The 21,306-nt window shown below is 39.0% G+C and carries 13 protein-coding genes; 3 read left to right on the plus strand and 10 right to left on the minus strand.

The window, feature by feature from the left end; translation table 11 throughout:
* Positions 1-31: 31 nt before the first annotated feature.
* From EPI11_RS11745 to EPI11_RS11760, 4 genes are all read right to left on the minus strand, one after another.
* A complete protein-coding gene (locus EPI11_RS11745; RefSeq protein WP_128390168.1) occupies positions 32-2,347 on the minus strand; it encodes a glycoside hydrolase family 3 N-terminal domain-containing protein in 2,316 nt (771 codons plus the stop codon).
* On the minus strand, positions 2,347-3,765 hold the full coding sequence (locus tag EPI11_RS11750) for a glycoside hydrolase family 30 protein (protein ID WP_128390169.1): 1,419 nt from the start codon (positions 3,763-3,765) through the stop codon (positions 2,347-2,349). The genes EPI11_RS11745 and EPI11_RS11750 overlap by 1 nt, the downstream gene beginning before the upstream one ends.
* A 242-nt stretch (positions 3,766-4,007) precedes the next feature.
* Complete coding sequence (locus tag EPI11_RS11755) at positions 4,008-5,501, minus strand: RagB/SusD family nutrient uptake outer membrane protein (protein ID WP_241657619.1); 1,494 nt, start codon at positions 5,499-5,501, stop codon at positions 4,008-4,010.
* A gap of 10 nt (positions 5,502-5,511) precedes the next feature.
* On the minus strand, positions 5,512-8,460 hold the full coding sequence (locus EPI11_RS11760) for a SusC/RagA family TonB-linked outer membrane protein (RefSeq protein WP_128390170.1): 2,949 nt from the start codon (positions 8,458-8,460) through the stop codon (positions 5,512-5,514).
* Positions 8,461-8,846: 386 nt separating this feature from the next.
* Here EPI11_RS11760 and EPI11_RS11765 point away from each other — a divergent pair, with 386 nt between their 5' ends.
* Positions 8,847-11,762, plus strand: a complete 2,916-nt coding sequence (locus tag EPI11_RS11765) for a helix-turn-helix and ligand-binding sensor domain-containing protein (RefSeq protein WP_128390171.1) — start codon at positions 8,847-8,849, stop codon at positions 11,760-11,762.
* Positions 11,763-12,049: 287 nt separating this feature from the next.
* Here the strand turns inward: EPI11_RS11765 and EPI11_RS11770 are convergent, their stop codons facing one another.
* The 5 genes from EPI11_RS11770 to EPI11_RS11790 form a co-directional block, all read right to left on the minus strand.
* On the minus strand, positions 12,050-12,811 hold the full coding sequence (locus EPI11_RS11770) for a succinate dehydrogenase/fumarate reductase iron-sulfur subunit (protein ID WP_128390172.1): 762 nt from the start codon (positions 12,809-12,811) through the stop codon (positions 12,050-12,052).
* 12 nt (positions 12,812-12,823) lie between these two features.
* Entirely contained in the window at positions 12,824-14,836 is a 2,013-nt protein-coding gene (locus EPI11_RS11775; protein WP_164879167.1) for a fumarate reductase/succinate dehydrogenase flavoprotein subunit, read from the minus strand.
* Between the two features lie 9 nt (positions 14,837-14,845).
* Positions 14,846-15,685 carry a succinate dehydrogenase cytochrome b subunit gene (locus EPI11_RS11780; protein ID WP_128390174.1) on the minus strand — a complete coding sequence of 280 codons (840 nt, stop codon included), beginning with the start codon at positions 15,683-15,685 and terminating at the stop codon, positions 14,846-14,848.
* Between the two features lie 215 nt (positions 15,686-15,900).
* Positions 15,901-16,752: a ChaN family lipoprotein gene (locus EPI11_RS11785; RefSeq protein WP_128390175.1), complete on the minus strand. Its 852-nt coding sequence runs from the start codon at positions 16,750-16,752 to the stop codon at positions 15,901-15,903.
* 169 nt (positions 16,753-16,921) lie between these two features.
* Complete coding sequence (locus tag EPI11_RS11790) at positions 16,922-17,446, minus strand: hypothetical protein (RefSeq protein WP_128390176.1); 525 nt, start codon at positions 17,444-17,446, stop codon at positions 16,922-16,924.
* Positions 17,447-17,552: 106 nt separating this feature from the next.
* Here EPI11_RS11790 and EPI11_RS11795 point away from each other — a divergent pair, with 106 nt between their 5' ends.
* Positions 17,553-18,845, plus strand: a complete 1,293-nt coding sequence (locus tag EPI11_RS11795; RefSeq protein WP_128390177.1) for an aminopeptidase P family protein — start codon at positions 17,553-17,555, stop codon at positions 18,843-18,845.
* 378 nt (positions 18,846-19,223) lie between these two features.
* Positions 19,224-20,006 carry an alpha/beta fold hydrolase gene (locus EPI11_RS11800; protein WP_128390178.1) on the plus strand — a complete coding sequence of 261 codons (783 nt, stop codon included), beginning with the start codon at positions 19,224-19,226 and terminating at the stop codon, positions 20,004-20,006.
* A 587-nt stretch (positions 20,007-20,593) separates the two neighbouring features.
* Here EPI11_RS11800 and EPI11_RS11805 read toward each other — a convergent pair.
* Positions 20,594-21,202, minus strand: a complete 609-nt coding sequence (locus tag EPI11_RS11805; RefSeq protein ID WP_128390179.1) for a superoxide dismutase — start codon at positions 21,200-21,202, stop codon at positions 20,594-20,596.
* Positions 21,203-21,306: the final 104 nt, after the last annotated feature.

Here is a 21,306-nt window from a genome sequence, read left to right on the forward strand (position 1 = left end):
CTAAAACTCTAAAACAATTTATATTGAAAAACTAATCAATCAGGGTAAATGTGACCTTTAGCTTTTCTACCATCACATCAAAATCTCCTGCTTCCAGGATGCTTTTTCCGTCACGGCCAATATAGCTAAGGTCAGCAGGAGTAAGTTCAAACATTACTGTTTTGCTTTCTCCCGGTTTAAGTTCAATTTTTTCAAAACGGCGCAGGCGTTTTACATCAGGTGTTACACTGCTTGCATACAGGTCAGACGTAAAAAGGTCTACTACTTCTTTTCCGGTTACTTTACCGGTATTGGTAACGGTTACACTCACTTGCAGGTTCTCTCCTTTTTTAAGTGAAGTCTTGCTTACTTTAAGATCTTTATATCCAAACGTAGTGTAGCTCAATCCAAATCCAAATGAAAATTGCGGATTGTAATCAGCTTCATAATTATATACGCCTTCGGCTTTCTTCTGCTCTTCAGACGGCTTATGAATATAAGATATCGTAGCATTAGGAAAACGCGGATAGGTATACGGCAGCTTACCTGACGGATTTACATCGCCAAACAGCACATCAGCCAATGCATCTCCTCCAAAGTTACCCGGAAGGTATGTTTGTACAACAGCATCCATTTCCTGCTCAAAACGGCTTATAATCCTTGGCCTGCCCTCATTAAGCACAAGCACTACCGGTTTACCTGTAGCAGCAAGTTTTTTAGCAAGTTCCGTTTGCAATTCAGATAAGTACAGATCATTAAGATCGCCCGGTTTTTCAGTATATGTATTTTCGCCAAGGCAAAGAATAATTACATCGCTGTTTTTTGCAGCAGCAATTGCTTCGTCCATTTTATCTGTAAGTTCTTCATAGTAGTGACCGCCTTGTTTGTAGCTCACACCCGGCACATACATAACATTGGCTTTGCCAATTTCGTTTTGTACTGCTTCCAGAATGGTGTTGTACTGACCCGCAAATTCTTCTACTTTTTCACCCTGCCATGAGTACGTCCAAGCACCGTTAAGGGTACGCATGCTATTGGCATTTGGTCCCGTAACCAATACTTTCACGTTCTTTTTTAACGGCAGTATGTTTCCTTGGTTCTTAAGCAGTGTAATCGCTTCGGATGCCATATCATAGGATGCTTTTTCGAATTCTTTGCTTCCAAATTTCGGGTAGTCTTTTGGGTTAGTATTCGGTTTATCAAAAAGGTTCAGTGCATACTTTATCTTGAGTATCCTGCGAACGGCATCGTCTATCCTTTCCTCTTTTACTTTTCCTTCTTTTACAAGCTGTATTAAATTATCACAAAAAACTTCATACTTGTAAGGCACCATAGACATGTCTATACCGGCATTAATGGCTAGCATTACAGCTTCTTTATCAGTAGCAGCAACCCTATCCCGCCTGTGCAGGTTTTCAACATCTGCCCAGTCGGTAACAACAAGGCCTTTAAAGCCAAGTTCTTCTTTTAAAAGTTTGGTAAGGATGTTATAATTGGCATGCACCGGAACCCCGTTGATTATGCCCGAATTTATCATTATAGTATGTGCTCCTGCATCTACTACCGCCTTAAACGATGGCAGGTGGTATTCACGAAGCGCTTCTTCAGAAATATAAGCAGGCGTCCTGTCTTTACCGGATGCTGCTGCATGGTATCCTAAAAAGTGCTTAAGGTTAGACGCTATTTTTTCAGGATGCCCAATGTTATTGTCTTTCCCCTCATAACCGTCTACCATTGCAACACCCATTACAGAAACCAGATACGGATCTTCTCCAAACGATTCCCACATACGTGAAAAACGCGGATCGCCGCCTAAGTCCAGTACCGGAGAGAAATTCCACGGAATGTTACTGGCACGGGTTTCATAAGCTGTGATGGCAGCTCCTTTTTCTATCAAACCTAAATTACGGCTTGCTGCCTGTGCTATTTGCTGTGGAAACATAGTAGCACCCGCAGTATAAGTAGCACCGTGAATTTGGTCTACGCCATAAATAACCGGGATCTTATGAGCATTTAATTTTAGAGATGTTTTTTGGATTTCGCTAATAATCTCAAACCACTTTTTAGTGGTTAGCGCCCGGTTATTGGCTGTATTCAGTACCGACCCAATGTGGTATTTGCCCAGTGCTTTTTCCATCTCAACAGGATCCAGCATTACAGGTTCAAAACTTGAGTAACGGTCGTTTCCCTTACCAATTACATCAAGAGTAATCTGGGTCATTTGCCCCACTTTTTCCTCAAGGGTCATTTTACTTAAGAGTGCTTCTACCTTTTTATCGGTAGCTGTAACTTTTTGCTGGGCATTCGCCAATTCAAAAGCCATTACGGCAAGCACGCTTAAGGCAATATGTTTTATTTTTATTTGCATTATAGTACAAGGGTAGCCACAGCTCCCGCTTTTAATGTTATTGTTTTTGTTTTATTACCTGTATTCACATCAATCGTTTTGTCAGCTTTAGATGTGTTTTGGATAATTGCAGCAACACCACCGTTTGGCGTTTTGAAAGCTACATTTGGCAAACCATCAATAAGGTTAGATTCTACTCTTACAGATCCCGGACGAACAAATTTAGAAGCATGCGCAATAATATAGTAAGCCGGTTCACGGATTACTTCGTCACCTTTAATGGTTAAAGCCCCAAGGCATCGGTCACAGCCACCTCTGTCCGTATGCGGATTTTGGTTTTCATCGGCAGCAAGGTTCCACTCTAATACGGTTTTACACCAGTTGCGCGGTGCGCCAATAATAAGATTCTCTATATGCCAGTTCAGTTCGGTCGCAAAATCGCCGGGAGCACCTACCCATTGCTCTGTAAAGTACAGGTTCTTGTGCGGGTGTGCTTCGTGTACCTTCGAAATAGCGTCGATAGTACCGCCATACAAATGGAATGCAGAACCGTCTATGTATTTTGCAGCTTCTTTATCGTTTAGGATTGTAATAGGATAATCCGGTCTGTCGGCATTATGATCATAAATAATGATCTTCGTTTTAATACCGTTTTTCTCGAATGTAGGTCCTAAATGATCTCTAACAAAAACCTTCTGATCTTCTGCAAGCATTAAAAGGCTTGGGTTATTACCCGGGTGAAGCGGTTCATTTTGTACCGTCAACGCATCGATAACGATCCCTTCTTTCTTCATTGCCTGAACATACTTCATTAAGTATTTGGCATACGCCGAATAGTATTCCGGTTTAAGACTTCCGCCACGGGCATCGCCATTGGTTTTCATCCATACCGGAGGTGACCATGGAGAACCTAATATTTTTATAGAAGGATTAATTGCCAATATCTGTTTTAAGACAGGAATAAGGTATAATTTGTCGTAGTCAAGATCAAACTTCTCGATGTTCACATCGGTTTGTCCTGCAGGCAGGTCGTTGTAAGAGAACACTTTTTCGTCAAGGTCAGATGCACCTACACTCAGCCTGATGTAGCTAACACCAATATCGTTAGTACCTGTTCCAAAAAGTTCCTGTAATAGTTTAGCCCTTGCAGGCGCGCTCATTTTTGTAATGTGTTTTGCGCTGCCACCGTTTATGGTGTAACCAAAACCGTCCATTTCCTGGTAAGTTTTACCGGTGTTAATGGTTAATTGTACGTTTTTTTCGTTCTTTGATTGATTGATTGATGATGATTGTTTTTGAAATACAACAGATTGATCTGGCATGGTTACCCATAACCCGGCATTTGCCGATTTTTTTCCTGAAGCACATCCTGTAAGCATTGCTGCCATTGTTAATGATAACGCAATTCCGGATAATAAATTTTTCTTTTTTATAAGCATGATGATTCTGCGGCACAGTGTAAACTGTACCTGTAATTTTAATTATAATTCATTTAATCGTATGTCTTTACTGCCACACTAAAGTTGCCACGGCATAGACTGATGAACCTATTAATGCTTTGCCAAAGCCTTCAATTTGCTGATATTCTAAAAAACATACAACAAGCTGAAGGACCTTGACAGCATTAATTATATTGAGCAGCCAAAAGTACTTTACTTTTGGCGTGCCTTATAAGATTGTATTAATTGTAACCTGGATTTTGTGAAAGGTTTGGATTCCTGTTTAACTCTTTTTGAGGTATTGGAAGCAAAATTTCAAATTCTTTCATGTCATAGTTAACCGATTTTCCGCTTCTCAGGTCAATATCCTGAACAGCATTCATAACCTGTACTACATTTTTACTTCTCACAAGGTCATCCCAACGGTGTGCTTCTTGTGCAAGTTCCAGTCTTCTTTCATTAAGAATTGCTTTTCTCATTGTAACCTGAGATGCAGTTTGTTCGGCAGTTAATACAGGTAAATTAACTCTTAACCTAATTTTATTTACTTCCTGCTCAGCAAGACCTGTTTGTCCAAGTTCGTTATGCGCTTCTGCTTTTAAAAGAATAATATCAGCAAGGCGTAGTAAGTAAACATGGTCTGAACTGTTCCAGCCGCCTGCATTTTTCCATTTGTATGAAAACGGTACAGAACTTCCTTTTGCATTACCCCAAAACTCATCTACCCAGTCTACATTTTCAAAAAGGATCGTTGCATTTTTACGCACATCATCACCTTCAGCATCAAACGCGTTTACCAAATCATGAGATGGCGTTACAAATTTTCTCCATGAATCGCCACTTACAGATGGCGGTAATTGCATTTGCGGCCCCCATGTACCTTCATTACCTCCTAAAAATTGTATTTCCAGTATCGATTCCATGTTGTTATAATGGCTTCCGTCAAATAACTCAGCAAAGCTACCCATAAGGTTATATCCTGCCGTACTTGTCATTACAAGATTAGCGTAGTTAATTACCTGGCCATAATTTGGCGTTGGTTGTTGTGCATATACTTTTGCAAGCAAGGCATAAACAGCACCTTTTGTAGCACGTGCTTTATTTACAGATGCAACATCACCATAAGTATCCGGTAGTTTTGCTGCTGCAATAGTAAGATCGGCAATAATTTGATCATAGGTTGCCTGCTCTGTACTTCTTGGAACTCTTACAACACTTGGATCTGCTGATTTTACAGTCTCTAAAACTAATGGTACACCACCATATAATCTTACAAGAGTATAATAATGGTAAGCTCTCAAAAAGTAAGCTTCACCTATTATTTGTTCTCTTCTTTCTTCAGTAAGCATTCTTTGCACTTTAGGTGTTTGCTCTAAAACAACGTTTGCTTTTGCAATAGCATTGTAAATAGCACTCCATGCATTGTAAACACGACCATTAGTAGATTCAATATTGATATTCTCTACCTGAAAAATTTCCGGGTTATCTCCTCCTGCATAATCATTATCAGAACGCACATCAGAAAAAATAATGTGATCCCAAACATAATAATCATTACCCTGAAAAGACTCATATACTCCTGTTAGTGCAGCCTCAATTTGGTCGCCTGTTTCATAAGAGTTTTGATTAACACCATCAGAAATTGGTATTGTATCCAGGTTATCATCACACGATGCAAACATCAAAGAAGCAAGCATCAGTGCACAAATAGTCTTTTTATTGTTTAATATTTTCATAGTCTTTTTTTTATAATGATGCCCTTATACCAAAAATAATATTCCTTGCTTGCGGGTATGTTCCATAGTCAATACCCATTGCCTGATTTTTTAAACCAGTATCTGTACTATTCCCAAAAGAACTTACCTCAGGATCAAAACCAGAATAGTTAGTAATTGTAAATAAGTTCTCCCCTGTTACATATAATTTTAATGCACTTAAACCAATTTTGTCAAGTGACATTTTAGAAAAATCGTATGCAAAAGTCACGGCCTTAAGTCTAACGTATGAACCGTCTTCTACATAATGAGAAGATATTCTTGAGTTTTCAATACTACCATCTGTAATTACCCTAGGTACGTTAGTCACGTCACCTTTAGCCTGCCAACGGTTTAATACTGCTGTAGATTGGTTTTTAGCATCAATCATACTTTCTGTATCAATTCTGGTAGCGTTGAACATATCATTACCCTGAGAGCCTTGGAAGAATAAGTTTAAACTAAAGTTTTTATAGCTAAAATTGTTTGTTACACCATAAATAAAATCAGGATTGGCATTACCAATGTTTCTTTTATCTTCTTCTTTAGGTTTAAAAGTACGTGAACCGTCTTTAGCAATATAATACACATTACCTGTGTCTGAATCTACACCACCCCACTGATAACCAAAAAACTGGCCTAAAGGCTTGCCTTCCTGAATAAGTACAGCGTCGCCTCTTCCTGCAATATTTCCAGTAGTTATTTTTTCGCCTACAAGACTTGTAACCTCATTTCTGTTAAATGAAATATTTAAATCGGTACTCCATTTAAAATCTTCACCGTCAAAGTTTATTGTAGATAACTGGAACTCTAAACCTTTGTTTTCAATAGAACCTGCATTCATAAGAGCAGTATCAAATCCACTAGTTCTTGGGATAGGCACATCCAGTAAAAGATCTTTACTTGTCTTTCTATAAGCATCGGCACTAAACTTAACTCTGTTGTTAAATAAAGCAACATCGACACCAAAGTTAAGCTGCTCAGAAGCTTCCCATTTAAGATCCCTGTTTTCTAACGAAGAAGGATAGTTACCCGGTTCAATAACACCACCTATAGGGTAATTGCTGCCTACTTTAACCGTTTGGTACCAAGCATAATTACGAATATTATCATTACCTACAAGACCCCATCCGGCTCTTAATTTAAGGTCATTAACCGTATTTGATTCTTTTAGAAACGATTCGTTAGAAATTCTCCAGCCGGCAGATACCGATGGGAAATAACCCCATTTTTCATTTGGACCATATACACTTGAAGCATCGGCTCTAAAGTTTGCTGTTAAAAGATACTTATCGTCAAATGAATAGTTTATTCTTGAAAGAACAGAAGAGTTATATTTTTCGTCTTTTCTTGCTGTAGCAGCGATTATTTGAGCACCTGCATTTGGTGTTTCAATACCATCTCCTGCAAAACCTCTTGTTTCCATAGAACTTGTTTCCCAACGTGATTTTTGGTAAACCGTACCGGCAAGAGCTTCAAAAGCATGTTTTTGTATGTTCAGTTTATATGTTAACGTATTGTCAAACATATAGTAGTTATAAAGATCTGTTGAGTAACGGCTTATACCTTTCATCGCTCTACCGTAACTTGTAGTATATGGGTTTAGGAAATAATCATTAGAACCGTTAGAATGGTCTATGGCAAGGCTCGTTCTAAACTTTAATCCTCTAGCAAGGCCAATTTCGGCATGCACATTACCAAAAACACGCTGGCTTCTATAACCTCTCTTTGCAGCATCTGTAGCAGAAACCGGGTTTTCCCAGTTTTGGAAAGGGTTACTTGTGTAAGTACCGTCCGGGTTAAAGATACCAATGTTTTGTGGCGTACTTAGCATACCTAATATTACACCACCCTGATTCACCGCCTGGTTATCCGGAACGTCTACATCTTTGTAATCAACATAATTCATGTTAGTACCCACTTTTAACCAATCGGTAACTTCCTGAGTAAGGTTTACTTTAAATGTTTTTCTGCTCATTTCAGCTGTTCTCACAACACCTTCCTGATTTACAGAACCTCCTGAAACATAATAAGCCGTTTTATTGCTTTTCCCAGAAAGCGAAAGCTGGTGGCTCTTAGAAAAACCAGTTCTAAACACCTCATTTTGCCAGTTTGTATTGTTGTTATATAAATTCCAGTCAGTTGTTAAGCCTCTTTCTTCCTGAAGCTCACGATACTGCTGTGAATTAAGAACATCCATCTTTTTCCAAACCGATTGAAAACCTGTGTAGGTTTCATACGTAAGTACCGGTTTTTCTGTTTTTCCTTGTTTGGTTGTAATGATAACAACACCATTACTACCCTGAGAACCATAAATAGCTGCCGAAGAAGCATCTTTAAGAACAGACATTGTTTCAATATCAGCTGGGTTTAATGAACGGGTATCAGATGTTATTACACCGTCAATCACATAAATAGGATCACTACCTGCTGTAATCGAGCTTGTACCACGCACTCTTACATTAAAACCTCCGCCTGGCTTACCAGAGTTAGAGATTACCTGTACACCTGCAGTTTGTCCTTGTAAAAGACTTCCTAGCTGGTTATTTGAACGGTTTTCGAATTTTTTACCATCTATTACTGCTACTGCACCTGTAATATCTTTTTTCTGTTGTGAGCCATAACCCACAACAATTACTTCCTGTAGTTGAGTAGCATCTTCTTTAAGCTGTACTTTCATAGAAGCACTTGCTGCAACCTCCTGAGAGGCATATCCGATATAATTAAACACCAAAACATCACCCTGATTTACAGAAATGGCAAAGTTACCATCCATATCAGTAGCGGCATTGGCTGCAGACCCTTTTACCAGGACATTAACGCCCGGAAGAGTCATTCCTGTTACTGCATCCTGAACAACTCCTTTTACCTCGATAGACTGGGCAAAAGAAACTGCCGAAAAGCAGAACAAAATTAAAATTAAGTAGTTTTTAAATCGCATGAGATTTGTTGGGTTAGGGTTAATTTTAAACTTGCGAAAAACACTTGTTTGCATTTAGTTCATCACTCAATGGGCCAGATTGAGATATAATCAACTATTACAAACTCGCAATCGTTTTCGATTTAAACTTTAATGCGACCAAATTATAATTATGCAATCCAGTACTGAAGTAATTATGTACACTTTGTTTACACCATACATAAAAAGTGTACACTCAAATGGTTACTTTTTTTTTATAACATATTGTTAAGCAAAAGTTTATATTAAAAAATATTTGAGTAGTTTTGTATACTATTCGATCTAATTTTAGGCAGCATAAAGGTATTTTACATCGTTTGCGCTTATAAATAGATTAACATGGCCTTAATACAGAATTAACAAACAGCATGAAAAAAAGGTTTCTAAATATTTTCTTACTTATTTTTTTTCATTTCGTCTTTTACGCTCAAAATCCTCCTTCCGATTATCTAAAGTTATCCGGAAAGATTACGCAGTACACCCGAAGCGATTTTAATGCCGATCCACAATTTTGGGCCATGTGCCGCGACAGCCACGGAACCATCTTTTTTGGCAATAATGACGGTGTTATTATTTTTGACGGCGAACATTGGCAAAAATTAAACCTGCCAAACAATTCGTCTGTGCGAAGCCTTGAGATCGATGCCAAAGGCACCATTTATGTCGGAGGCTATAATGAGATAGGTACACTGCAAAAAGACAAAACAGGAAGGTACTTTTACAAATCGCTTATAGACGAGTTACAACTTACAGGCAATAACATTGAAAACATTTGGGATATTCACGTACTGGGTAATAAAGTACTGTGCCGTTCTTTTAATGAACTTATTAGCATTAGTAACAAAACAGCAACACACATACCTGCCACAACCTCCTTTATTTATTCGAATGTAATAGGCAGCGATTATTACATTCAGGACACCAATCATGGTATTTTAAAACTTACGGCAAATAGCAATGAACCTATATTAGTGATTGGGAAAGAACAATACAATAATGAGGAAATTGTCGCCATACTTCCCGGAAACATAAAAAACGCCATTACTGTAGTCACTAAACAAGGAAGTGTTTTTCAGGGCATCCCCGCTTCCGGAAAACTGGAACTACTCAATAATATTTTCAAGAACAACAAGCCCGATCTGGTATTATCTGCTATAAAATACAGCAATGGCGATTTGTTTATCGGTACGCTGAGTTCTAAAATAATAATGACCAATGCTAACGGGCAGGTTATCCAAAGTCCTGCAATTTTTCAAAACCTGCAGGAATCGGTTATCCATAGACTATATGCAGGTAAAGACGGCAATATATGGGTTCTTCAAAATAACGGATTGGCTTATATCGATTTCCTTTCACCTTATACTTACCTTTTCAACAAAGCGTCAGTATACGATGCACTTGCTTATAAAGACCATATTTATCTGGCTACCAATCAAGGGGTTTACTATTCTTATTTCAACGAGAAAAACCCTTCGTCAATTCATGATTTCAAAAAGATAGAAAACCTGCACGGGCAGGCATGGTCCCTACAACAACTGGATGGCGATGTTATTGTGAGCCACGACAATGGCTTGTTTAAAATTGATAACGGAAATGCCTTTAAAATTGGTACCGTTACCGGATTTTGGAAAGTAACACCAATAAAAAACAAACCAGGACTTTATCTCGCTTCTCACTACAACGGGCTTTATCTTCTCGAAAAAAGCAATGGCCAGTGGCTGCTTCACGAAAAGATATCTGGCTTTGATGAGTCGGCAAGAGATATCCTTCCGGCAGATGAACCTTTTACCTATTGGGTATGCCACGGTTACAAGGGCGTGTTCAAAATACGAATAAGCCCGTCTTACAACAGAGTAAGCTCTGTTGATCATTACACGAATAAAAACGGCCTGGGGTCGTCATTCAACGTAAATGTAACACGCTGGAAAGGGGAGATTGTTTTCACAACCAATACCGGCATTTACCGCTACGACCAAAAACAAAATAAGTTTGTACCCTACAAGACACTTAATGACATTCTTGATCCTACAAAAAACACACGTAAATTAATGCAGGCCGGTAACAAGACGTGGTTTGTTCAGGATGACGAAGCGGGATATTTTTACACCGCCGAGAAAAAACCTGAACTTCATAAAGATCTGTTTCTGAATCTTAAAGGCAGCTTTAACCGTGGTCTGGAATGTATTGTAAACCTTGCCGGCAATAATGTACTATTTGGAACTACCACAGGCCTGTTTCTTTATACCATAGAAAACCCGCGTAACAGTGCGAATATAAACACTGTTATCACCCAAATTTCGTATTCAAGGGACCAGGAGTTTAACCTGCTGCCGTTAAACAACAACCAGGCAGAGCCCGAAGTGCTGCCTAACCAAACCGACATACTTCGTTTTGAATTTGCCGCACCAAACATGACACACGGCACCGATGTACAATACAGCTATATGCTGGAAAATGTAGATAACAACTGGTCCAGCTGGCAAAAGATCCCATATAAAGAATACACCCACCTTCGCCCGGGGAAATATACGTTTAAAGTGCGAAGCAGAAACACCTCAGGATTACTTGGTAAAGAAGCGGCTTACAACTTTACTATTCTGCCAAAATGGTATCAAACAAATCTCGCTTATATACTATACACCATCATTGCGTTTTTATTGATTATAGGCGCCATCCGCTATATTAAAAGAAGAATCGAGGCAGAACACCTTAAAACTAAATCGGAAGCATTAAAGGCCAAGAAAATGCTTGAGTTAGAGGTCGAACAGCTAAAGCTGCAACGCGATAAGGAAGAAATAAGCAAAGACAGGACATACCTGCAGGAAGAAATACTTAACAACAGTAAAGAACTTGCTAACTACACCATGCTTTTGATTAAGAAGAAAGACATTTTCAACGAAATAACGGTTGACCTTAAAGAGTTAAAAGACTATGTGAAAAATGACGATTCACGTAAAAAACTGTTCCAGATCTTCCAGAAACTCAATCAGCATAAAATAGGCGAAGACTACCTGGAAGTATTTGATGTGAATTTTGAAAAAGTACACCACAACTTCTTCGAAGAGCTCAAAAAACTGAACCCTACCCTTACTAAAAGGGAATTACGACTTTGCGCTTTCGTAAAAATGAACCTGACGAATAAAGAGATATCGCCATTGTTAAATATCTCATTGCGCGGCGTAGAAAATGCGCGTTATCGCATTAGAAAGAAACTGGACGTAAACCACGAAGACAACTTTGTAGCCTTCCTGGAAAATGTAGCTAACGAAGCAGATAAGGATTAGTATTAAAATTATCAGTAAAGCATCACAAGTTTTTAACAAATAGCGCTTCGACAAGCTCAGCGTGACTATATACAAACTCAAAAAAACATAGTCTCCCTTTTTTGTGAGAAGGTTAACTAGAAACCGAAGTGTTTCATTACATTTAAATTCTCTACTCCAGAAACAACACAACACAGTCACGCTGAGCCTGTCGAAGCGTCACAAAAATGAAACGAGCCAAAAAAATAATTCAAAAAAAAAACGCATCCCTAGGGATGCGTTTTCTATATAATAATTAACCCGAAGTATTATTTCACGCTGGCGAATAAGTATTCTCTGTTCATACGTGCAATGTTTTCAAGTGAAATACCTTTAGGGCATTCTACCTCACAAGCACCTGTATTAGTACAGTTACCAAATCCTTCTTCATCCATTTGTCTTACCATATTAAGTACCCTGTCAGCAGCTTCTACTTTACCTTGTGGCAATAAAGCATACTGAGATACTTTTGCACCTACAAACAACATTGCAGATCCGTTTTTACAGCTCGCAACACAAGCACCGCAACCAATACATGCAGCAGCTTCAAAAGCTCTGTCTGCATCATGTTTAGGTACCGGAGTAGCATTAGCATCGATAGTACGTCCTGATGTATTTACAGATACGAAACCACCTGCCTGCTGAATTCTTTCGAAAGCACTTCTGTCAACAACTAAATCTTTGATCACAGGGAAAGCTTTAGATCTCCAGGGCTCAACATAAATAGTATCGTTATCCTTAAACATTCTCATGTGAAGCTGACATGTTGTGATCTTAGTATCAGGTCCGTGTGCTCTACCGTTAATGTATAACGAACACATACCGCAAATACCTTCACGGCAGTCATGGTCAAATGCCACAGGCTCCTGCCTGCTGTTGATAAGCTGTTCGTTTAACTGATCTAGCATTTCTAAGAAAGAACTATCAGTCGAAACATTATCCAGTTTATACGTTTCTATTTTTCCTTTAGATTTAGCATCTTTCTGACGCCAAATTTTAAGGTTTATATTTATATTTTTATTAGAAGCCATGTCTCTTAAATTTTATTTGTAGTTCCTAGCGGCAATTTTGATGTACTCATACTCTAACACTTCTTTATGAAGTTTCTCTGCATTAATATCGTTTCCACCATATTCCCATGCGCCTACGAAATTAAAGTTCACATCATCACGAAGGGTTTCACCTTCTGAATCCTGGTATTCTTCTCTAAAGTGACCACCGGCAGATTCTTTACGCTGAAGCGCATCCATCGCCATTAATTGGCCAAGCTCCATAAAGTCGGCTACACGAAGTGCTTTTTCAAGCTCTGGATTCATCTCGTTCGCAGATCCGGGAACATATACTTCTTTGTAGAATTCTGCTCTAAGAGCATCAATTTCTGCAACAGCTTCTTTTAATCCCTGCTCATTACGGCCCATACCAACTTTATTCCACATAATAAGACCAAGTTCTTTATGGAAATGATCTACAGAACGTGTACCGTTGTTGTTAAGGAACATATCAATCTGAGCTCTTACACTTTTCTCTGCCTCATCAAACTCAGGAGAGTCTGTTGGAATTTTCCCTGTACGGATATCATTCGCAAGGTAGTCAGATACTGTGTAAGGCAACACAAAGTAACCATCTGCAAGACCCTGCATTAATGCAGAAGCTCCAAGGCGGTTAGCACCGTGATCAGAGAAGTTAGCTTCACCGGCTACGAAACAGCCAGGAATTGTACTCTGTAAGTTATAATCAACCCAAACACCACCCATGGTATAGTGAACCGCAGGATAGATTTTCATTGGAGTTTCATATGGATTCTCATCAGTAATTTTTTGGTACATCTGGAAAAGGTTACCATATTTCTCCTCGATCCAGGCCTTACCTAATTTGATAACCTCTTCATCTGTTGGATGGTGATTACCTGAAGCATAAGCTGTTTGTTTTCCTTTACTGATAATTTCTGAAGAGAAATCAAGATAAACACCTTCATTTGTAGCATTCGCTTCGATACCAAAACCGGCATCGCAACGCTCTTTTGCAGCTCTTGAAGCCACATCACGTGGTACAAGGTTACCAAACGCAGGGTATCTTCTTTCAAGGAAGTAATCTCTATCATCTTCAGCAATTTGCACCGGTTTTAATTTACCTGCACGAATTGCTTCTGCATCTTCTTTTTTCTTAGGAACCCAAATACGACCGGAGTTACGAAGTGACTCAGACATCAGGGTAAGTTTAGATTGGTTTACGCCATGAACCGGGATACACGTAGGGTGGATCTGTACGAAACAAGGGTTAGCAAAATAAGCTCCTTTTTTATGTATTTTCCATGCAGCAGTAACGTTACTACCCATAGCATTTGTAGAAAGGAAATAAACATTACCGTAACCACCTGAAGCGATGATAACTGCGTGAGCAGAATGTCTCTCGATCTCACCGGTAATAAGGTTACGTGCAATAATACCACGAGCTTTACCGTCTACCTTAACGATATCAAGCATTTCGTGACGGTTAAACATTTCTACCCTGCCCTGGCCAATTTGTCTTGACAATGCAGAATATGCACCTAATAGTAACTGCTGGCCTGTTTGTCCTGCAGCATAAAAAGTACGTTGTACCTGTGTCCCACCAAATGAACGGTTGTCCAGCATCCCGCCATAATCACGTGCAAAAGGCACACCTTGTGCAACACACTGGTCAATTATATTATTAGAAACCTCAGCAAGACGGTGAACGTTAGCTTCACGCGCTCTGTAGTCTCCTCCTTTTATAGTATCATAAAAAAGTCTGTAAATACTATCACCATCATTTTGGTAATTTTTAGCAGCATTTATACCACCTTGTGCAGCAATAGAGTGTGCACGACGTGGAGAATCCTGGAAACAAAATGCTTTTACATTATAGCCCATTTCGGCAAGAGATGCAGCAGCAGATGCTCCGGCAAGTCCTGTTCCTACAACAATTACATCAATCTTAGGTCTGTTGTTTGGGGCTACCAGTTTTAAATGGTCTTTATAGTCCGTCCATTTGTCGGATATATTCCCTTTGGGTATCTTAGAATCTAACATAGTTATTGATGTTGATTATTTTATAAAAAAGTGAATGTAAATAGGAATGATAGCAAACAATAGCGGAACTATAATTGCAAATCCTTTCCCGAAATTTTTGATAAGCCCGTTGTATTTAGGATTATTAGCTCCTAAAGACTGGAATGCACTGCCAAAACCGTGGTAAAGGTGGAATCCAAGCACTATCATTGATATTGCATAAAGAATAGTATAGATCAAACCAAACTTAGCATCTTTAAAAAAGGCAACTGTAATTTTATAAAGATCTTTGTAACCTTCTTTTACTTTTACATTAGCACCTGCATCAAAAAACTCTGTTCTGTTTTTAATTACCATAGCACCCTGATCTACCTGCCCTTTTGGAACATATCCACCATCTGTAGTAAGATAAAATTCCTGAGGCATGCCACCGGCGCTAATTGTCATTGTTTGTAAAGGCATTGCTTTATCAAAGTGCATTTTCCCCCAAAACGTCACCATGTGTGTAACGATGAAAATCAGGATAACAGTACCTAAAACGGCCATGTTCCTTGAAGCCCAGATCGTATTTTTAGACGGGTTGTTCATTACATAATTAACAGGTCTCGCCTTTTTATTACGCACAGTCAGCACGATACCGTCTATAGCGTGAAAAAGAATCGAAATATAAGTTAAGTAAGACAGCAGCTTAATTGCAGGATTTGTGGTCATGAATAGTGCGTACTGATTAAAATGCAATGCTGCATTTTCGCTTGAGGAAAGTAACTGAAGGTTACCGATTAAATGCCCGACAAGGAAAAGGCAGAGAAATAAACCTGTCAGAGCCATCCAGTATTTCTTAGCAAGGGACGACTTTAATAGTGCAGATTTTGCCATAGTATTTAATTAAAGATAAAGTTTTTAAAAAGTCAAACAAAAATAAGGCGAAAACCAATTAACTACAACCTTTGCGACTAATTTATAATGAGTATAAATGCCTGATTACCGAAGTATCATTAAGAATAATTACCTTAAAGGATCAATTATTTCTTAAAACACCCAAAAAAATGCATTATAATTCTCTTTTCAATCATTCTGCCGCAAGGCAGTTACTAAAAGGTTTTTGTCATATCTTCATCAATTACAAGTATAAAGTCAGCCGAATTAAGGAATTCTTTTTCCAACTTAGAAACATCCTTTTGCTGTACAGCCGCGATAGTAATGATCTTTACGTTTGGCTTTAATCGTTTAAGGTACCAGTTAATGCCCTCAAAATGATCACTATGATATGTACCGTTATAATGAACAAAAACAGTTCCCGGCTTTAAGTTCTGAGCAATAAAATACCCCATAGTAGCATCTTTCACCGCTTGTGCTTTAGGCAGGTTATCTCCACCATGCCCGCCCGACATCTCCAGCATCTTTACATACTTAGGTAACGCAGCATCATAAGCAATTGGTAAAGGCGCAACCCATGTTTTTTCTTCGGCAGATAATTTATCCAGCGCTTCAAAACCTCCTTTATACACCATGCTTGCATAACGCCTTGGAACGTTTGTCGCTATAAAAGGGAACTTTTTGTCTTTTGCAAAATCAACTAACGGCTTGTAATCGGTCTTATGGTTTTTCCAAAGACGCGCCGTGCTGTCAAAAACCTTTTGATCGATCTCCCCTTTCAGGTACTGATTGAGTTGTTTTTGGTTATCAGCCTCTATCATTTCGGCACCAAGTATAAGGCTTTTCTTTTCGGCAAGGTCTTTTGTCAGCTCCAATTGCAGCCAATGGTTAAGTGCATTGTCATGGTTTTCACCAAAAAAAAGCACATCGGTATCTTCAGAAGCTTTCAGAAGCTTTTTGTAGGTTGTGGGTTTACCGTCTTTCGTGTAGATCTGGTAGGCTTGTTTGTCCTGGGCATTCGCAAAAAAGCACACAACAAGAGCCGCCATTAAAGTATATAATTTCATGAATACTGATTTATGAATAATTTTGGCGCAAAAATAACGATTAAAGCCCGTTTGGGAATTACAGATCCCGGAAAATTATGTGCATTTCCCGCCAAATTTGTGAAAAACACAGCGTCCATCCTAAACTTACCCAATCACTTCCCGCCCTGATTCATATATATATTTCAATCTAAAGCCATTTATTCCTTAAACTGTTCCATTCATTCCAAAAAGCTTCATAACCTTTTACATCAGGTTCATCTATCGGCCATTCTTTTGACAAGCTGCCATCATAAAATTTTGCGACCGTATCTGCAAAATTCAACACGGCTGTTTTGTAATCTACAAAATCGATGAGACAGGTTTCGTTATTTTTTGTTGTATGCTTAACGCTATCTTCAAAATGTTCAATTGTCCAGTCAATACCGCTGGGACAACCAACAATATATACCTCATCAACAGAAACAGGGACATAAAAATGTCCACAGCAAGGCAGTAATTGATTATCATTATCCCCTACTTTATAATTAGACTCCAGTGTTCTCATTAAATACAGAGCTGTAGCGCTAACTGTAACATCCAGACTCTCTTTATCGCAAACAATTTCATTTCCAATTTTAAGGAACACATGACCATGAGCGCATAAATCTGATGCATTATCTTCATTATCTATCCAATGAAGATCTATTATTTTCAATTCAAAAACAGAATTCATACCCAAATTTTATATATCGCAAATATATCATAAAACTCTACTATACGATTTAACATAATTTCTCAATAATCTTAGTACTTTTGGTTTTCGAATAAAAATCAGCATCATGAAATACCATCAGATAGACCGTAACCTGTTCATTAAAAACCGTAAAAAATTTATGGCAGAGATGAAACCTAAAAGCGTTGCGGTATTTAACTCAAACGACATTTACCCTATTAGTGCAGACAGCACAATGCCTTTCCAGCAGCACCGTGATATATTTTACCTTAGCGGCGTAGACCAGGAAGAAAGTATACTTGTACTTTGCCCGGATGCTCCTTATGAGCACCTGCGCGAAATGCTTTTTCTTCGTGAAACCGACGAGCATATTGCTGTTTGGCATGGCGAAAAGCTAACTAAAGAAAGAGCTTTTGAAGTATCAGGCATCAAAAGTGTATTTTGGTTACAGGATATGGAAAAAACCCTTTTTGAGGTAATGACCTACTGCGACACCATGTACATTAACACCAACGAGCACTACCGTTCGGCTGTAGAAACACAAACCCGTGAAGACCGTTTTATTAAATGGTGGAAAGAGAAATACCCGGCACACCAGGTTGCAAAAAGCAACCCGATACTACAGCGCCTTCGCTCTATAAAAGAAAACGAAGAACTTGACCTTATGCAGCAGGCTTGCAACATTACCGAAAAAGGCTTCCGCCGACTGCTTGGTTTTGTTAAACCGGGTGTTATGGAGTATGAGATCGAAGCAGAATTACTGCATGAGTTTGTGCGTAACCGCTCTAAAGGCTTTGCTTACGGACCGATCATTGCATCGGGTAAAAATGCTAACGTACTGCATTATGTAGAAAATAACCAGCAATGTAAAGATGGGGAATTAATACTGCTTGACGTTGCTGCCGAATATGCTAATTACTCAAGTGACCTTTCCCGTACAATTCCTGTTTCCGGCCGTTATACTGATAGGCAGAAAGCCGTTTACAACGCTGTTTTACGCGTTAAGAACGAAGCTACAAAAATGCTTGTTCCGGGTACATTATGGAAACAATACCACCTTGAAGTTGGTAAACTTATGACATCAGAGCTTCTTGGCCTTGGCCTTATTGACAAAGCCGATGTTCAGAATGAAGACCCTGCATGGCCGGCATACAAAAAGTACTTTATGCACGGTACATCGCACCATTTAGGACTTGACACTCACGATTACGGATTATTAGTTGAGCCAATGAAAGCCAACATGGTATTTACCGTAGAGCCCGGAATTTATATTCCGGCAGAAGGTTTTGGTATCCGTCTTGAAGATAACGTTGTGGTACAGCCAAGCGGCGAGCCATTTAACCTGATGCGCAACATACCTATTGAAGCAGACGAAATTGAAAGTTTAATGAATCAGTAATTTGTTTCAGGTTAACCTACTCCTCTCAGGGGTGTGTTAACCACAAAATAAAAAACAGCTCACATTATTGTGGGCTGTTTTTGTTTTAACATCCGTGATAATCCGATCAATCCGCGTCATCCGCGTTCCCAATACTTCCAAGCAAAACCGACTTTTAATACCAAAACGTTCTGTCATGCTGAGCTTGTCGAAGCGCCGCAACAAATAAAAAACATCAAACTTATTACGGGCTGTTTTTGTTTTCTTAATATCCTTTGTAATTTATTCAGATAGATTATTTTTGCACTAAATACCGTAACACGCTTCGACAAGCTCAGTGTGACACGGTAAAATAATCATATTTTAGAATACCAGACCTCCGGCATCGGACTTCATACAATGAAACAACTCAACTACAAAAACATCAACCTCAGCTATTCTGAAACCGGAAAAGGCACTGCCATTGTACTGCTTCACGGCTTTTTAGAAAACAGCACCATGTGGAATTTTTATGTAACCGAGTTCAGTAAGAAGTACAGGGTCATTACCATTGACCTTTTAGGTCATGGAGAAACGGAATGCCTGGGGTATGTACATACCATGGAAGATATGGCCGACGCCGTTCATACGGTACTGCACGAGCTCCGCATCCGTAAAGCCATATTCATGGGGCATTCCATGGGTGGTTATGTAGCATTGGCTTTCGCCGAATTGTATCCTGATATGATCAAGGGCATCTTATTACAAAACTCTACTTCACGCGCCGATAGCGACGAACGCAAGATAAACCGCGACCGCGCCATTAAAGCTGTAAAGCAAAACTATACAAGCTTTGTACGCATGTCGATTGCCAATTTATTCAGCGAAGAGAACCGCGAGCGTTTTGCAGTAGAGATCGATGCGTTGCGCGACCAGGCAGTAAAAACCCCTTTACAGGGTATTGTTGCCGCACTGGAAGGAATGAAAACACGCAACGACCGCGAAGTGATACTCCATTTTTCACCCTACCCTATCCTGCTTGTTTTAGGAAAAAAAGACCAGAGCCTTGTATACGAAGATCATGCTGACCAGATTGAAGGTACTTCCGTTAAACTGGTTTCTTATCCACACGGGCACATGAGCCACATTGAGAACAAAAAAGCACTTTTAAAAGAAGCGTTAGACTTTTTCAAGATCTGCTAATCAAATTTTATAATTAAATCTTTAGCTTTCTCCACTCCACTATATTCCGGTCGAAATGACACAATTATTACAAGACCGATTTGCCCTTCTGACGAAGGAAGAATCTCAAAAAAATCTGCAATAATCCGCTATATCTGCGTCATCCTCGTTTTTTTTTAATCAAAAGTCTTAGTTTGTTCTTTTGTCTTGAAACAAAAGAATCAAAAATTCAAGGCTTAACTTCTTAGGCTACAAATCCACGCTTTCGTCTAAAAGATTTGAACTTGCTTCGCTTCAAACAGCAAATCTTTCTTAACGCCTCGAGCTTTGATTTGCTTTACGCCACAAAGTTTCAGGCCCTAGCTTCACTCGAATGTTATGATGTAATAATCCGGTAGATCCATGTCATCCGCGTTCCTTTATTAAGAATTTAAACGAACATTTCTGTCACGCTGAGCTTGTCGAAGCGCGATAAAGCTTCACTTCGAATGTTCTGATAGTAATACGCTCGATCCGTGTCATCCGGCATTTCATTATAAAATCAAGCTTCTATAAAACAAAAAACGGATACCTTTCGGCATCCGTTTCTATATAAAGGGAATAGATCTCTATTTATCAAGAGCGTAACGTCTTGCAACTTCTGTCCAGTTAATTACACTAAAGAAAGCCTCGATATAATCAGGTCTTCTATTTTGGTAGTTTAAATAGTAAGCATGTTCCCATACGTCAAGACCAAGAATTGGAGTACCATTGCAGCCAGATTCCGGCATAAGTGGATTATCCTGGTTAGGTGTAGCGCAAACTGATACCTTACCACCTTTATCTACACATAACCAAGCCCATCCAGACCCGAATTGTGTAGCTGCTGCCTTAGCAAAAGCTGCTTTAAATTCTGCAAAAGAACCAAAAGCACTTTCTATAGCCGCTTCAAGTTCACCTGTAGGCTCGCCTCCTCCGTTTGGAGAAAGTATAGTCCAGAAAAGGTTGTGGTTATAATAACCTCCACCGTTGTTTCTTACCGGTTTGTTAGTAAGATCAAGGTTTATAAGGATGTTTTCTATAGTTTTACCTTCAAGGTCTGTACCGGCGATAGCAGCATTTAGGTTAGTTGTATAGGCATTATGGTGCTTAGTATGGTGAATCTCCATAGTTTTAGCATCAATATGTGGTTCTAGGGCATCATATGCGTAAGGAAGTTTTGGTAATTCAAAAGCCATAATATCCGAAATTTAAAAGATTAATATTAATTTTAATCCAAATTTACAGATTTTAAGGCTTACTCTAATTAAGTTTTTGTTATAATTCTACCTTCAAAATTTAA

Origin of the sequence: Flavobacterium cerinum (assembly GCF_004028155.1) — a bacterium.
GTDB lineage: Bacteria > Bacteroidota > Bacteroidia > Flavobacteriales > Flavobacteriaceae > Flavobacterium > Flavobacterium cerinum.